Genomic DNA, 13,838 nt, shown 5'->3' on the forward strand with positions numbered 1-13,838 from the left:
GCTGACGAGCAGACCCCTGCCCCTGCCGGCCATTACTGGGTACCAAAAAGGAACTCCTTGGCGTGCGCCACTGCCTTGCGGAAGGCATCATTGCGCAGGGTCACCAGGTGTTCCGTATCGCCGTCGGACGGTTCCAGGTACCCGGTGTAGCCGGGCCGCAGGACCCAGATGTCCCCGGCCGGCGGGAGGTAGAACACGCCGAAGGAGCGCTGCTGTGTCTCGTCCGCGGTCCAGACCGGGACCACCGCCAGCGCAGCGCCCGTGGCGGGGTTGATCCACTGCGCGCGGGGCAGAGGCTGTTCGTGCGCTTCCGGGTCCAGGAAGGGTGCTGTTCCCTCACCCCAGCGCTGCTCAAAGCGCTCAAAGAATGCAGGAATCAGGTGCGAGTCATAGCGCCGCCAGTCGTTCATGCAGTTTTACGCCTCCTTGGCTGAATGGCCCTGCCCCGGCTCAGGACCAGGGCCCGCTTTCCCACCGCACCGGGGTGACGCGGATGGTTGGTCCGGACGGTCGGCCACTCCTGCGGACTTTCCGGACCGGAATGATGGTGGGCGCCGCTGCCGCCAGCTTCCTGTCATAGTCGGCGCGGCGCACTGGGTCACGCAGCACGTTGAATGCCTGCATGATCCGGAGGAGTTCGTCCCCGTGCCCGGAACTGCCCGTCGTCGCAGGCGTGTCCCCCATTGATTCGGTGTCCGCGTACGAACGCCCGCCGTCCAGGTCCGGATGGTGGCTGCGCATAAGGGTTCGGTACGCACGGGAGATTTCCTGCCGGCCGGCATCCCTGCCTACGCCCAGGATGGCGTAGTAGTCGGGAACTTCAGTCATCCCTGCCTCCTGTTCCGCCGGGCGCCCCTGCGTATGGGGCAGGGGCGCTGGCGCGAAAGCATGGTCCTAGCTCTTGATCTGCTGCTTTTCGCCCTGCTGCGTCTGGATCTCGATCTTGCGCGGCTTGGCCTGTTCGGCAACCGGGATCCGGAGGGTCAGGACGCCCTGGTCATAGCTGGCCTTGATCTTCTCGGTGTCCAGGGTGTCACCCAGGATCAGCTGGCGGCTGAACACGCCACGGGGACGCTCTGAGGCCACCAGCTCCACGTTGGGCTGCGTGGGGTCCTGGCGCTCGGCCCTGACGGTAAGGACGTTCCGTTCAACGTTCAGGTCCAGGGAGTCCACCTTCACACCGGGAAGGTCGAACGCCACCACGAATTCGCCGCCTTCCTGCCAGGCGTCCATGGGCATGGCAGCCGGGCGGGCGGCGGTGCCAAAGACCTGCTGCGTGAGCCGGTCCAGTTCACGGAACGGGTCCGTGCGCATCAACATCATTTCCCACTCCTTAGCTTCCAGGTGTTGGATCTGCGGCTACCCACCGCCCGCTTAATCTATGGTGGTGGATATAGATTTTTTATAGCACTCGTGCGAAACTGAAGCAAGGCACCGGCGGCGCGATTTTTTTGGGAGAGACAATGGCAGATCCTGTTGCAGGACGGGCTGGCCGCTCCCCCGGTTCGCGGGCCCTGTATGCCATCTCGGTGGCAGCGGAGCTAACGGGAACCGGGCAGCAGAACATCAGGCTTTACGAAACCAAGGGCCTGCTGACGCCGTCACGGACAGCGGGCGGCACGCGGCAGTACAGTGACGACGACATAGCCGTGCTGCTGCGGATCGGCGAGCTCCTGCAGGAGGGGTTGAACCTGGCAGGCGTTGCCAAGGTCCTGGAGCTTGAGGCGGCCAACGTCAAACTGCACCGGGCGCTGCGGCGGGCCAAGTCGCGGCCTCAGTGAAAGCAGTATCCCTGCTGGACTTTATTCGTGCGGCGACTCGGCCCTTGACAGCTCTCCGGTGATTGGCTCCCCGGGGATTCTGGCAGTCCGCCACGTGTCCAGCGCGATGACGCCGCCGAGGATCAGCAGCGACAGCGAGAACGACGCCAGCGCATCCGTGGTCCAGTGATAGCCGAGGTACAGCCGGCTGACCACAGCGAGGATGATTCCGATTCCGGCCCCGATGAATCCAAACACTGCTGTGCGCGGGTTCCGGCGCCTGGAGAAGATGAGGTAGGTCCCTACCAGCAGGAAGTCGCAGGCTCCCAGGACGTGCCCGGACGGGAACGAGAACGTCTGGTCCGCGCCGAACAGCATCTGGTCCACAGGTGGCCGGGAGCGCTGGACGATGTGGAGGATGATCTGCGAGATGATCACGCCGGTCAGCATGGCGGACGCGAGGAGGATAGGGCGCCAGGCGTGCTTCGCCGCGAATCCCCAGACAAGGATCACCACCAGCACGATGATGGGCAGTGCGATGGGGCCGAAGAACACCGCCAGGAAGATCATGATGGCAGTAACGGCGCCTGAACGCGTTGTCAGGAGCCAGTCATGCACGGGAACGTCCGCAGCGGACAGGCCGTCGGCCTGCACCACACTGATCAGCGTGGCAATGAAGAGTGCCACCCCCACGACGGCCAGGATGATGGAGGCCCGGTAAAGACCGCGCCGGTCGGCAGGGTCCAGGTAGCGTTCCTCCACCACGAACTTCTCGTGGAAGGCGTGCCACCTGCCCGCCCTTCGTTCAGAGACTGCGGAACCTGCTGATTTCTGTGCCAATGTGCTGCCCGTCCCTACGCCGCGGAAGATGCGTGCCGTGATGAATGCCTAGGGTGAAGATTATCCCGGGGTTGGGCCGCTCACTCCATCACGCGGTCAAAACGAGCCGGTGGTGAACTGCCAGCTCCGGCCGGCCAGCGGGTTTCCGGCCAGGTCCCGGATCCCGGCGGTCCCGCCGGCCAGGGTCACGGTGTACCGGGTCTTGGCGGCCAGGGGCACCTGGGGGTCCAGGATCCACTGGTTGGTGGTGCCGTTGCGGTAGGCCGATGCCGCCACCAGGGCGCCGGTTGCGGAGTTTTTCAGGGTGAACGTGGTGGTGCCCACGCCCTGGACTGCCTCGCTGAAGGTTGCGCTGATGTTGCTGCTCCTGCGGACCAGGAGGGCGTTGCTGCCCGGCGAGTAGCCGGTGACGGTGGGCGCCGGGCCGGTTGTGAACGTCCAGCTGGTGGAGGCCAGGGGGGTGCCTGCGGCATCACGGATGGCCGAGGTTCCGCCGGTCAGGGTGGCCGTGTAGCTCGCGTCCGGGGCAAGGTTTGCTGCCGGGTCAAGGGTGGCGGTCATGGTGGTGGCGTTGTAGGCGACAGTGGCCGCGATGCTGCTGCCGGCCGCATTCCTGAGCACGAAAGTCCCCGCGGACACGCCCTGCACCGCAGTGCTGAAGTTGGCTGCTACGTTCGCACCGGAGGTGACTGCCGTGGCCTTGGGTGCCGGCGAAACGGAGGTGACAGTGGGCACAGGGGCCGGGGCAGGCGCAGGCGCCGCTGCACCGGTGTACAGCAGGCGGTTAGGGGTCCCCGTGGAAGCCCCGGCGATCACTCCGGGAGTGGCATTGGACACCAGGGCTGCAGCAACGTCGGCAGGCGCCAGGGCGGGGTTCTGCGACAGCACGACGGCGGCTGCTCCGGCGGTGTGCGGGGCGGCCATGGAGGTCCCGGACATGGATGCCGTGGCGGTAGTTGAGGTGTAGTAGGCGGAGGTGATGCCCACGCCGGGAGCATAGAGGTCCACGCAGGACCCGAAGTTGGAGAAGGATGCCTGCTTGTCGGCGGAGTCGCTGGCTGCCACGGTGATGGCCCCCGGGACGCGGGCGGGTGAAGCGGTGCAGGCGTCCACGGCGGAGTTCCCGGCGGCGACCACGGTGGTGACGCCGTCGTTGAGGACGGCCTGGATGGCGGCGTCCACCGTGCTGCTGGCTGCCCCGCCCAGGCTGAGGTTGGCCACGGCGGGCGCGCCGGCGGCATGGTTCGCGGCGATCCAGTCCAGGCCTGCCACCACGTCCGAGTTGTAGCCGGACCCGGCGCAATCGAGCACCCTGACCGGTACCAGGGTGGCGCTCTTGGCCACGCCGTACGTGGTGCCGGCCACGGTTCCGGCCACGTGGGTGCCGTGGCCGTTGCAGTCGGTGGTCCCGTTGCCGTCCGCAACGGCGGTCCAGCCTGCTGCCACCCGGCCGCCGAAGTCGGTGTGCGATGCCAGGATGCCGGTGTCCACCACGTACGCGGTCACGCCGGCGCCGGCCGCGGTCCAGGAGTAGGAACCGGAGAGTGGAAGGGCCCGTTGGTCGGCGCGGTCCAGGCCCCAGGGGGCGGGCTGCTCGGTTCCGGAGACCTTGACCGGGGCGTCGGCCTCCACGGACAGGACCTTTCCGGACCTGGCCAGTGCCGCCGCCTGGGCAGGGCTGCCGGTGATGACGGCCCCGCGGATTGCGTGCTCAAAGGTACGGCCGACGGCGAGGCCCTGGCCGCGCAGTCCGGCAACCTCTGCTGCGACGTCAGCAGTGGCGGGGTACTGGACGAGGTACCGGCCGGTTGCGTTGCCGGCGGGGGCCGGGGAAACGGGGGCGGGAGCAGCAGCGGCCGGCAGGGACGCCGCGGAAAGGGCGACGGCGGAGAGCAGCGCCGTGAGGGCAGGCAGCGCGAGGAAACTGGTACGAATTTTGGGGTCCTTCAGATGGCGGGAAAGGGGTGGCTGTACCAAAAGGATAGGAGCCGGAAGCACGCGGCTTCCGGCTCCTTGGATGATCCTTCGCCAACCCTTGGCGGTTCCTGCGGACCGGTATCTATTCCTGGTTTTCTCCGGCGCTGGCGGCGGCCCCCACGTGGTTCCGCCAGCTGTGCTCGGGCTCGAAACCGAGCAGGCGCCGCGCCTTGTCGATGGAGAGCATCGTTTCGTGCTCACCCAGTTCCTTGGTCACCTTGACACCGGGGAAGACCTCGGCGGCCAGGCTGGCGCTTGACCGGCTCATGACCGTGTCCGCATTGGCGATGATGAAGGCTTCGAATCCCGGCTTGGCGTTCTCCAGTGCCCGCACTACTGCCTGCGCGCCGTCCCGGCCGTCGATGTAGCCCCACAGGTTCCATTTCCGCAGGGTGGCGTCGGCGTCGAAGGAGGGGAATCTGGCGTAGTCCGCCTCATCCATGACGTTGGAGAACCGCAGGCCCGTGATGCTCAGCTCCGGATCCCACCGCGTCATTTCCACGGCCATCTGCTCCTCGAGGCGCTTCACCAGCGAGTAGGTGCTTTCCGGCCGCGGCGGGTATTCCTCATCAACCGGGATGTAGGGCGGGTCGATGTCGAACGGCAGGCCCAGCACTGTCTCGCTGGAGGCGTACACCACCTTCTTGATGCCGGCGCGCCGTGCGGCCTGGAAGACGTTGTAGGTGGAGAGCATGTTGTTCTCGAAGGTGGCTGCGTCCGGAAGGATGCCCGGGGCGGGAATGGCACCAAGGTGCACCACGGCGTCGAACCCGTCATGCCGGTCATCGACGCCCAGCAACGCGTCCACTACCTGGCCGTAGTTGCGCAGGTCCACCACCAGCAGTTCCGGGCTGCGGGCGCCCGCCCGGTCCAGGGTGAGGACCTGGTGGCCGTCGTCGGCCAGCCGGCGCACCACGTGCCGCCCCAATTTTCCGCTTCCGCCTGTAACGGCAATTCTCATCAGTGTTTCCTTCTGCTCGAGTGCTTCACCGTGCGGTGTTTCGGTCAGGACGGGGGCTGCGGGGCTGCAAGGAACTTTTCGACGGCGGCGATCGCCAGGGCCGTTATCCCGCCCGGGTCCCCGCTGCCGTTGACGGACACAAGAATGCCCCGGCCCGCGTACACCGAGACTACTTCATGCGTCTGCCGGTGGTAGAGGTCCAGCCTGCGCCTGAAGACGTCAATGGTGTCATCCGCGCGCCCCTGCTCCAGGGCCCGGCGTTGCATGCGCTGCTCCAGTTCCGCGTCGGGTGCCTGGAGTTCGATCACGGCATCCAGCACATGCCCCTGGGCGGCAAGCATGCGGTCGAGTTCCGTTGCCTGGTGCGCTGTCCGCGGATAGCCGTCCAGCAGGAACCCTTGCACCGCGTCGCTCTCCAGGAGGCGGTCCCTGACCAGCGCGTTGGTGAGATGGTCCGGGACGAAATGGCCGTCGTCCAGGTACGTGGCGGCCTGGTTTCCCAGCTCGGTCTGTTGGGTGACGTTGCTGCGGAAAATGTCCCCCGTGGAAACCGCCGGGACCTGGAAATGCCGCGCCAGGTGTTCGGCCTGTGTTCCCTTGCCTGACCCGGGCGGGCCGATAATGAGCAGCCTGGTCATGTTCTACGTCCCTCCGCTGCCGGGTAGCCATTGGTCCAAGGGCCAGCCCGCAGCAGCACCGGCGCCTGCTTCATTGTGCCGGGCATGCCTGGCCCTGCGCCAGCCTTCATCCCGTTCCAGGGCGGCGAATATGGGCTGTGGCGGCCCGGGAATGTATATACTTCTGGTTATCGGTTTAGCAGCAGGCCGTTGGAAAGTTCGTCGATCCAGCGACCATCACCGGCTCCCCACGCAGTTGCGGGGGGTTCGCGTGTTGCCGGCTCGTTTTGACCTGAACGAATGGCACCAAAAAACCGTGGCCAGCGAGTCAACAGCAAAAACTGATACATCGATTACCGAGCACCTGCATGAACTAGTCCTCAACAGCTCCGACGTTGAGGACTTCCTTAATGAACTGGCACAAGTCTCCGCTCGCAACCTCTCCGAACCCGGCGATGAAATGCTGTGCGCCATCGCCCTTCTCCGGCAACGCAAAGCCGCCACGGTGGCCAGCAGCAGCCAGGAGGCAAAGTCGATCGGACGGCTTGAACACAGCTTCAGCGATACCCCGGGCCTGGCGGCTTCTACCGTCCAGGAGATTGTCTACGCCCCGGACCTCGCCACGGACGGCCGCTGGCCGGACTACTCCACGGCCGCAATTGCCCAAGGGGTCCGCTCCGTGGCCGCCGTTCCTTTCCGCCTTGAGGGGGAGACCAAGGCGTCGCTGCTGTTGTACTCCCGCCGCGCGCACCGGTTTGAAGGGCGGGTCCTGAAGTTCGCCGAGGATTTCGTCAGCCAGACCTCGCTGGCGCTCCGCCTTGCGGTGCGGTTTGCCCATTACAGCGAAACAGCCGCGAATCTTCGGGCCACCCTTGAATCCCGCACAGTCATCGACATGGCTGTGGGCATCATCATGGCCCAGAACCGGTGCAGCCAGCAGGACGCCTTTGGCATTCTGAGGACGGCGTCCAGCACCCGCAACACCAAGCTGCACGACGTGGCAGCTGCCGTGGTCAACGCATTGGGACAAGGACCGGCACGGACGCATTACGACGGCTAGTTCCATAACGGACGCGGCGGTCCGCGGCAAGCGTTTCCGCCGGTAGACTGATGCCAACTTTTCGCCTGGGGGCTTGATGGAACAGCAGCGTGTTTGCCTTGTCGTGGAAGATGACGACGATATCTGTGGACTGATCGAAGTGGTCCTGTCACAGGCGGGCTTTGAGGTCCGGACCGTGTGCACGGGGGCTGAGGCCATCGCCGCCGCGGCCGATCCCGCCATTGCCCTGGTGACCCTGGACCTTGGCCTGCCGGACATGGACGGGCACGTGGTGGCCCGCGCCATCCGGGAGGTCAGCAGCGCGCCCCTGCTGTTCCTAACGGCCCGTTCCGAGGGCGACGACGTGCTGGCGGGCATGGCATCGGGAGCCGGCGGCTACCTCACCAAGCCTTTCCGGCCGCGGGAGCTCAGGGAGCTCGCAGGACAGCTGGCAGCGCCGACACCGCCGGTTTCACAGGAGCCACACATAACGGGCAAATCCTGCTGCTAAGTTCGCCTCCTAGAAATGAGGCATGACACCTCAGCAGCGATCAGCACGAAAACCCGGACGCGTCCGCCGGGCGGTCACGGCAGGAGCGGTAGCCTTCACGCTGTCCGCCGGAGGGGCCGCCGCCTGGGCAGTTGACCGGTACGTGGTCCAGCACGTCGAGATCTCCGACGTCTCCGCCTACCAGGCCAGCCAGGCAGGCACGACGGCGGACACCTCCGCCGCGGCCGGCGGCACCGGCGGCGCGGTCACCACAGACACCAGCTACGTCTCCGATTCTTCCAACATCTCGATCTCCAAGGTGACCACCGGCAGTGGTGACAGCACCGTCACCTACTACGCTGCCGACTTCGTCCTGTCCGACGCCACTGCCTTGCAGTCCGCCTTCGCCAACAACAGCTTTGGCGAAAACATCACCGAAAACACGTCCGCCATCGCAGCGGACAACAATGCCGTGTTCGCCATCAACGGTGACTACTACGGCTTCCGCGATACCGGAATCGTCATCCGCAACGGCGTAATGTTCCGGGATGCCGGGGCGCGCCAGGGGCTGGCGTTCTACCGGGACGGGACCGTGAAGGTCTACGACGAAACCGCCACCACCGCAGCCCAACTGGTGGCCGACGGTGTGTGGAACACCCTCTCCTTCGGCCCCTCCCTGCTGGACAACGGCCAGACAACGGCCGGCATCGAGGACGTGGAAGTGGACACCAACTTCGGCAACCACTCCATCCAGGGCGAACAGCCCCGCACCGCCGTGGGCGTCATCGACCAGAACCACCTGGTGTTCGTGGTGGTGGACGGACGGAGCCCCGGCTACAGCGCGGGCGTCACCATGACCGGGCTGGCCGAAATCATGCAGGGCCTGGGCGCCACCACCGCCTACAACATTGACGGCGGAGGCTCCTCCACCATGTACTTCAACGGATCCCTGGTGAACAATCCGCTGGGCCAGGACAAGGAACGCGGCACCTCCGACATCCTCTACATCGGGCAGTAGGAACAGCCATGGTCATCCTGATCCCGGCCTTCGAGCCGGACCGGCAGCTTCCCGCCCTGGTCCGTTCCATCCGCAGCACCAGGCCGGACGTGCCGATCGTGGTGGTGGATGACGGCAGCGGGCCCGCCTTCCGGGACGTGTTCGACGACGTCAGGACACTTGGGTGCCACGTCGTCGGCTACGCCCTCAACCAGGGAAAGGGCTTTGCCCTCAGGGCCGGATTCGGCTTCATCGTGGACAACCTGCCCGGCCGGGACGTGGTGTGCGCCGACAGCGACGGGCAGCACACCGTGACGGACATCCTGCGCCTGGCAGACCGGCTGCGGGCCAACCGGGACCTGGAATGGGGACAGTCCACCCTGGTGCTCGGCGCCAGGAGCTTCACGGGGAAGGTCCCGGCCCGGAGCCGTCTGGGCAACACCGCCACCCGGCTGCTCTTTGCCCTGGCCACCGGCGAGCGCATCCCGGATACCCAGACCGGGCTCCGGGGCTACCCCGCCGCCATGCTTCCCTGGCTCCGCTCTGTCCGTGGAGACCGCTACGAGTACGAGTTGAACCTGTTGCTCGAGGCGCAGAACAACGGGTTTTCCATTGAGTCCATCACCATCGCCACGGTTTACTTGGACCACAACTCCGGCTCGCATTTCCGGCCGTTCGCGGACTCGGCCAGGATTTATGCGCCGCTGCTGAAGTTCCTCGCGTCCTCCTTCACGGCCTTTCTCGTGGACACCGTGGTGTTCATCCTGCTCACCGTGGCCATCGACTCCCTGCTGCTGGCGGTGATCGGTGCCAGGGCCGTGAGCTCCGCGGTGAACTTCCTGGTTAACCGGCGGCTGGTGTTTGAGCGCGGCAGGGACAGTTCCGCCGGTAGAGCGGGCGTCCGCTACTTCGGCCTGGTGGCCGTACTGCTGTCCGCCAACTTCGGGCTTGTCTGGGCCCTTGAAGCCGTCAGGGTGCCGGCACTTCCGGCGAAAGTCCTGGCCGAGGCCGCGCTCCTTGCCGTCAGCTTCGCCGTGCAGCAGCGGTTCCTTTTTACCGGCGGGACCGCCACGGGGATGCCTGGCCGTTCCCGCTCCCGGACTCATATTTCCGCCTAGGGCCCGGCACAGCCCCGGCACAGTTTGGCCGGGCAATGTCTATACCAGCCCACCGTTACCACCCGGAGAACTTCACATGAACCAGCTTCTTTTCATCACCGCGGACCTCGCGGCCATCAGTATCCTCACCTTTGCCCTGTACCTGCGCAGGCACCGCCGCCGTGACCTGGTGGTGTCCTACCTGGGCATGAACGTGGGCGTCCTGGCCGTGGCCACGGCCCTTTCCGGTTCCGCAGCAGGCCTTGGCCTCGGATTGGGGCTCTTTGGGGTCCTGTCCATCATCCGGCTGCGCTCCACCGAACTGGCCCAGCACGAGGTTGCCTACTACTTCTCCGCCCTGGCCCTGGGCCTCATCGCCGGACTGGGAATCGAACCGCTGTGGCTGACCGGATCCCTGATGGGGCTGATCCTGCTGGTGATGTTCATCGGCGACCATCCGCGGGTACTGCCGGCCTACCGGCACCAGACAGTCATCCTGGACCGCGCCATTTCCGAAGACGGCGAACTCCGCGCCCGGCTGGAAGAGGTCCTCCACGGGAAGGTCCACTCGGCCACCATCTCCGAGCTGGACCTGGTGAACGACAAGACCATCGTGGACGTCCGGTTCGCCTACATCCCGACCGCAGTCCCTGCCATGCCCCGCCGCGCCTACGCCGGCCCCTCCCCTGCCCAGACACCCGTCCAAGAAGCCGTCCAAGAAGCCGTCCAAGCACCCGTCCAGGCAGGTGCCGCATGAGCACGCTGGTGGACACCGCCGTCGGCCATCTCGACTTCCTTCCGTCCGTCAGCCTCGAGGAACTCAACGCCCAGGCGGCCCTGCAGACGCGGGTGGACCGGAAGTATGTGGTTCCGCTCGAGGTGGCCGGCCGGCTGCTTGCAACCGTCCGCACCGGGATGCGCGTCCTGGACATGGCCGGCTCCCGCAGCTTCGCCTACGACTCCGTCTACTTCGATACCGCAGCCCTGGACAGTTACCTGCTGGCTGCACACGGCCGGCGCCGACGCTACAAGGTCCGTACCAGGACCTATGTGGACAGCGCACTGGGTTTCCTTGAGGTGAAAACCGAGGGATCGCGTGAGGCAACGGTCAAGGAGCGCATCCCGTACAGCCTTGGCGACCGGGCCCGCCTTACCCCCGAGGGCCTGGCCTACATCCGGGAAACCCTCAGTGCGGCCGGGATTAAAGTACCGGCACTTCCCCTGGAACCGGTGCTGGAGACCCGGTACGACCGGACCACGCTGTACCTGCCGGAGTCGGGCAGCCGCGCCACCATCGATACCGACGTGACCTGGCAGCGTCCCGGGCACCAGCCCTGGGTCCTGCACGGCGCCGTCATTCTGGAAACCAAGTCGGGCTCCACGGCCGGGCCGCTGGACCGGCACCTCTGGGCCGCCGGAGTCAGGCCCTCCCGCATCTCCAAATTTGCCACCGGGATGGCAGCCCTGCGTCCCGGGCTTCCCGCCAACCGCTGGAACAAGACCCTGCGCCGCCTGGCGCTGCGTCCCGTTCCGCCCGCCTGACCAACCCACACCGGCTGCCCCCTGCCTTCCCCCACACCATCAAAGGACACCCCATGAAGAAACTCCGCTCCTACCTGTCCGTCGCCGCCCTGGCACTCTCGCTTGGCCTCGCCGGCTGCTCCGCCGCCGGCACCACCGCAGGCAGCACTTCGTCCGTCGGCGGCACCTCGTCCACCGCTGCAACCGGCGCCACTGCCGCCGTCGCCCTGGATACCGTGGCGGAGGACACGCACTACGACGCCGACGACCTCACCTGGGATGCCGCCAGCGAGGTGGCCGTGACCCTGGCGGACGGCGCCAGCAGCGTTGCCGCGGGGTCGGACGCCGTGAAGGTGGACGGCGACATGGTCACCATCAGCGCCGCCGGCACCTACCGCCTCAGCGGGTCCCTGGCCAATGGCCGCATTGTGGTGGCCGCGGGCGATCAGGATACGGTCCGCATCATCCTGGACGGCGCCAGCATCGCAAGCGCGGACGGCTCGCCGTTCGTGGTCGAGAGCGCCGACGAGGCCATCCTCTACCTGGCGGACGGCACCTCCAGCTCCCTGAGCGACGCCAGCAACTACGCGGACCAGGGCACCGATGCGCCCAACGCCGCCCTCTACTCCAAGGCCGACCTGACCATCGCGGGCAGCGGATCCCTGACTGTGGACGGCAACTTCAACGACGGCATCTCATCGAAGGACGGGCTGGTCCTCGCATCCGGCGACGTCACCGTGAAGGCGAAGGACGACGGCATCGTGGGCAAGGACTACGCGGTCCTGCTGGACGGGGCCTACGCGGTGACTGCCGGGGACGACGGCTTCAAGTCCGACAACGACCAGGACGAGGGCCGCGGCTGGGTGCTGCTCAACGGCGGCACCCTGAACGTCTCGGCAACGGACGACGGCATCAAGGCCTACAACACGCTGACCATTGCGGACGGGACCGCCACCGTGGCCAAGTCCGAGGAGGGCCTGGAGGCACAGCACATCGTGGTGTCCGGCGGCACCACCACCGTCACGTCCAACGACGACGGCGTGAACGCCTCGGGCGGGTCGTCCACCTCCGGCGGGGGCGGCATGGGCGGGGGCGGTATGGAGGTGGGCGACTACAGCGTGGACGTCACAGGCGGCACCCTGACCATCAATGCGCAGGGCGACGGCCTGGACTCCAACGGCAGTGCCGGCATCTCGGGCGGCACCGTGGTGGTCAACGGTCCCACAGCCAACAACAACGGCGCCCTGGACGTCAACGGCGAGCTGAAGGTGACGGGCGGTACCGTGGCAGCGGCCGGGAGTTCCGGCATGGTGGTGACGCCAAGCGACTCTTCCACCCAGTCCGGCCTGCAGGTAGCCCTGGGCTCTTCGGTTCCGGCCGGTACCGTCATCCAGGTGGCTGACTCCTCCGGCAAGGTGGTGGCGGCGTTCACCACCACCAAGGCCGCGGCCTCGCTGGTGTTCTCCTCACCTGACATCGTCAAGGGCCAGCAGTACACCGTCTACACCGGCGGCACGGCCACCACGGCCGCCGGGATCGGCACTGGCAGCCTGGACGGGGCCAAGCAGGTGGGGACGGTGACAGCCGGCCAGTACACCGCGTCCCAGGGCCCGGGCGGCGGTGGCGGGCCGCGCTGGTAGTCCCGGAAAAACAGATGGCGACGGCGGGAACCCGCCGTCGCCATCCGCGTTTGCCGATCGCTACTTCGAAAGGAAACCGAGCAGGGCCTCGTTGACCTCTGCGGCGTGGGTCCACAGCAGGCCGTGCGGGGCGGCCTCGATCTCCACGTACTCGGCGCCCGGCAGGGCCTGTGCGAAAAGCCGGCCGGTGGAGTCGATGGGCAGGATGTTGTCCGCGGTGCCGTGCAGAATCAGTGCCGGAACGTCGATCTTCGGGATGTCGCCGCGGAAGTCCGTGATCCAGGTGGCCTGGGCGGCAACCAAGGCGGTGGCGCCCGCTCCGGCGGCCACGTTCCAGCTGGCATTGACGGCCTCCTGGCTGAGGCGCGGGGTGCCCAGGAAGGTGTCGGAGTTGTAGAAGTTCTTGAAGAAGCCGCCCAGGAACGCGTACGGGTCCGCCGTGACCGCTTCCTTGAGGCCGTCGAACACGTCCTGCGGGACGCCGTCCGGGTTGTCATCCGTCTTGAGCAGGAACGGCTCCAGGGATCCGAGGAATGCGGCCTTTGCAACCCGGGCCGATCCGTAATTGCCCAGGTACCGGGCCACCTCACCGGTGCCCATGGAGAAGCCCACCAGCACGGCGTCACTGAGGTCCAGGGCAGTCAGGAGCGTATTGAGGTCCGCCGCGAAGGTGTCGTAGTCATACCCTTCGATGGTCTTGCTCGATTTCCCAAACCCGCGGCGGTCGTAGGTGATCACGCGGTAACCGGCGTCCAGCAGCGCGGTGGCCTGCCTCTCCCAGGAGGCCCCGTCCAGCGGGTAGCCGTGGATCAGCACGACAGGCTGCCCCGACCCGTGATCCTCGTAGTAGAGCTCGATATCAGTGCTGTTCTCGGTACCTACGGTGATGAAAGCCATGG

At 66.7% G+C, this 13,838-nt stretch carries 16 protein-coding genes; 8 read left to right on the top strand and 8 right to left on the bottom strand.

Translation table 11 applies throughout. The features are described from left to right. Positions 1-32 precede the first annotated feature (32 nt). The 3 genes from FBY33_RS02020 to FBY33_RS02030 form a co-directional block, all read right to left on the bottom strand. Positions 33-410, bottom strand: coding sequence for a hypothetical protein (locus tag FBY33_RS02020; RefSeq protein ID WP_142029069.1), 378 nt, complete (start codon positions 408-410; stop codon positions 33-35). Between the two features lie 40 nt (positions 411-450). Next, entirely contained in the window at positions 451-828 is a 378-nt protein-coding gene (locus FBY33_RS02025) for a J domain-containing protein (protein ID WP_142029070.1), read from the bottom strand. 66 nt (positions 829-894) lie between these two features. After that, positions 895-1,320, bottom strand: a complete 426-nt coding sequence (locus FBY33_RS02030) for an Hsp20/alpha crystallin family protein (RefSeq protein WP_142032447.1) — start codon at positions 1,318-1,320, stop codon at positions 895-897. A 143-nt stretch (positions 1,321-1,463) separates the two neighbouring features. Between FBY33_RS02030 and FBY33_RS02035 the strand changes: the two genes are divergently transcribed. Next, positions 1,464-1,781, top strand: a complete 318-nt coding sequence (locus FBY33_RS02035) for a MerR family transcriptional regulator (RefSeq protein ID WP_142029071.1) — start codon at positions 1,464-1,466, stop codon at positions 1,779-1,781. Positions 1,782-1,802: 21 nt separating this feature from the next. Here FBY33_RS02035 and FBY33_RS02040 read toward each other — a convergent pair whose 3' ends face one another. The 4 genes from FBY33_RS02040 to FBY33_RS02055 form a co-directional block, all read right to left on the bottom strand. After that, positions 1,803-2,600, bottom strand: a complete 798-nt coding sequence (locus FBY33_RS02040; protein ID WP_142029072.1) for a phosphatase PAP2 family protein — start codon at positions 2,598-2,600, stop codon at positions 1,803-1,805. A gap of 96 nt (positions 2,601-2,696) precedes the next feature. Then, positions 2,697-4,598, bottom strand: coding sequence for a S8 family serine peptidase (locus FBY33_RS02045; protein ID WP_235010327.1), 1,902 nt, complete (start codon positions 4,596-4,598; stop codon positions 2,697-2,699). A gap of 61 nt (positions 4,599-4,659) precedes the next feature. Beyond that, complete coding sequence (locus tag FBY33_RS02050; RefSeq protein WP_142029073.1) at positions 4,660-5,538, bottom strand: NAD-dependent epimerase/dehydratase family protein; 879 nt, start codon at positions 5,536-5,538, stop codon at positions 4,660-4,662. 44 nt (positions 5,539-5,582) lie between these two features. Continuing rightward, positions 5,583-6,176, bottom strand: a complete 594-nt coding sequence (locus tag FBY33_RS02055; RefSeq protein ID WP_142029074.1) for an adenylate kinase — start codon at positions 6,174-6,176, stop codon at positions 5,583-5,585. A 295-nt stretch (positions 6,177-6,471) separates the two neighbouring features. On the opposite strand from FBY33_RS02055, the gene FBY33_RS02060 reads away from it, so the two are divergent. The 7 genes from FBY33_RS02060 to FBY33_RS02090 all read left to right on the top strand — a co-directional run bounded on the left by FBY33_RS02060 (position 6,472) and on the right by FBY33_RS02090 (position 12,939). Next, a complete protein-coding gene (locus FBY33_RS02060; RefSeq protein WP_142029075.1) occupies positions 6,472-7,215 on the top strand; it encodes an ANTAR domain-containing response regulator in 744 nt (247 codons plus the stop codon). A 76-nt stretch (positions 7,216-7,291) separates the two neighbouring features. Next, on the top strand, positions 7,292-7,705 hold the full coding sequence (locus FBY33_RS02065) for a response regulator transcription factor (protein ID WP_142029076.1): 414 nt from the start codon (positions 7,292-7,294) through the stop codon (positions 7,703-7,705). Between the two features lie 22 nt (positions 7,706-7,727). Beyond that, positions 7,728-8,702, top strand: a complete 975-nt coding sequence (locus FBY33_RS02070) for a phosphodiester glycosidase family protein (RefSeq protein ID WP_142029077.1) — start codon at positions 7,728-7,730, stop codon at positions 8,700-8,702. Positions 8,703-8,710: 8 nt separating this feature from the next. Continuing rightward, positions 8,711-9,799, top strand: a complete 1,089-nt coding sequence (locus FBY33_RS02075; RefSeq protein ID WP_142029078.1) for a bifunctional glycosyltransferase family 2/GtrA family protein — start codon at positions 8,711-8,713, stop codon at positions 9,797-9,799. A gap of 76 nt (positions 9,800-9,875) precedes the next feature. Next, complete coding sequence (locus tag FBY33_RS02080; RefSeq protein ID WP_235010334.1) at positions 9,876-10,535, top strand: DUF4956 domain-containing protein; 660 nt, start codon at positions 9,876-9,878, stop codon at positions 10,533-10,535. After that, a complete protein-coding gene (locus FBY33_RS02085) occupies positions 10,532-11,320 on the top strand; it encodes a polyphosphate polymerase domain-containing protein (protein WP_142029079.1) in 789 nt (262 codons plus the stop codon). Before FBY33_RS02080 ends, FBY33_RS02085 begins: the two co-directional genes overlap by 4 nt. 53 nt (positions 11,321-11,373) lie before the next feature. Next, positions 11,374-12,939, top strand: a complete 1,566-nt coding sequence (locus tag FBY33_RS02090) for a carbohydrate-binding domain-containing protein (protein ID WP_142029080.1) — start codon at positions 11,374-11,376, stop codon at positions 12,937-12,939. A 60-nt stretch (positions 12,940-12,999) separates the two neighbouring features. Here the strand turns inward: FBY33_RS02090 and FBY33_RS02095 are convergent, their stop codons facing one another. Beyond that, complete coding sequence (locus tag FBY33_RS02095) at positions 13,000-13,836, bottom strand: alpha/beta fold hydrolase (RefSeq protein ID WP_142029081.1); 837 nt, start codon at positions 13,834-13,836, stop codon at positions 13,000-13,002. Positions 13,837-13,838: the final 2 nt, after the last annotated feature.

Source organism: Arthrobacter sp. SLBN-112, assembly GCF_006715225.1.
Taxonomy (GTDB): domain Bacteria; phylum Actinomycetota; class Actinomycetes; order Actinomycetales; family Micrococcaceae; genus Arthrobacter.

What these genes read in the sequence shown, in the direction of transcription:
- FBY33_RS02095 (WP_142029081.1), bottom strand. Translation starts at nt 13,836, where the DNA reads ATGGCTTTCATCACCGTAGGTACCGAGAACAGCACTGATATCGAGCTC.
- FBY33_RS02075 (WP_142029078.1), top strand. Translation starts at nt 8,711, where the DNA reads ATGGTCATCCTGATCCCGGCCTTCGAGCCGGACCGGCAGCTTCCCGCC.
- FBY33_RS02035 (WP_142029071.1), top strand. Translation starts at nt 1,464, where the DNA reads ATGGCAGATCCTGTTGCAGGACGGGCTGGCCGCTCCCCCGGTTCGCGG.
- FBY33_RS02020 (WP_142029069.1), bottom strand. Translation starts at nt 410, where the DNA reads ATGAACGACTGGCGGCGCTATGACTCGCACCTGATTCCTGCATTCTTT.
- FBY33_RS02025 (WP_142029070.1), bottom strand. Translation starts at nt 828, where the DNA reads ATGACTGAAGTTCCCGACTACTACGCCATCCTGGGCGTAGGCAGGGAT.
- FBY33_RS02080 (WP_235010334.1), top strand. Translation starts at nt 9,876, where the DNA reads ATGAACCAGCTTCTTTTCATCACCGCGGACCTCGCGGCCATCAGTATC.
- FBY33_RS02065 (WP_142029076.1), top strand. Translation starts at nt 7,292, where the DNA reads ATGGAACAGCAGCGTGTTTGCCTTGTCGTGGAAGATGACGACGATATC.
- FBY33_RS02070 (WP_142029077.1), top strand. Translation starts at nt 7,728, where the DNA reads ATGACACCTCAGCAGCGATCAGCACGAAAACCCGGACGCGTCCGCCGG.
- FBY33_RS02030 (WP_142032447.1), bottom strand. Translation starts at nt 1,320, where the DNA reads ATGTTGATGCGCACGGACCCGTTCCGTGAACTGGACCGGCTCACGCAG.
- FBY33_RS02055 (WP_142029074.1), bottom strand. Translation starts at nt 6,176, where the DNA reads ATGACCAGGCTGCTCATTATCGGCCCGCCCGGGTCAGGCAAGGGAACA.
- FBY33_RS02085 (WP_142029079.1), top strand. Translation starts at nt 10,532, where the DNA reads ATGAGCACGCTGGTGGACACCGCCGTCGGCCATCTCGACTTCCTTCCG.
- FBY33_RS02090 (WP_142029080.1), top strand. Translation starts at nt 11,374, where the DNA reads ATGAAGAAACTCCGCTCCTACCTGTCCGTCGCCGCCCTGGCACTCTCG.
- FBY33_RS02050 (WP_142029073.1), bottom strand. Translation starts at nt 5,538, where the DNA reads ATGAGAATTGCCGTTACAGGCGGAAGCGGAAAATTGGGGCGGCACGTG.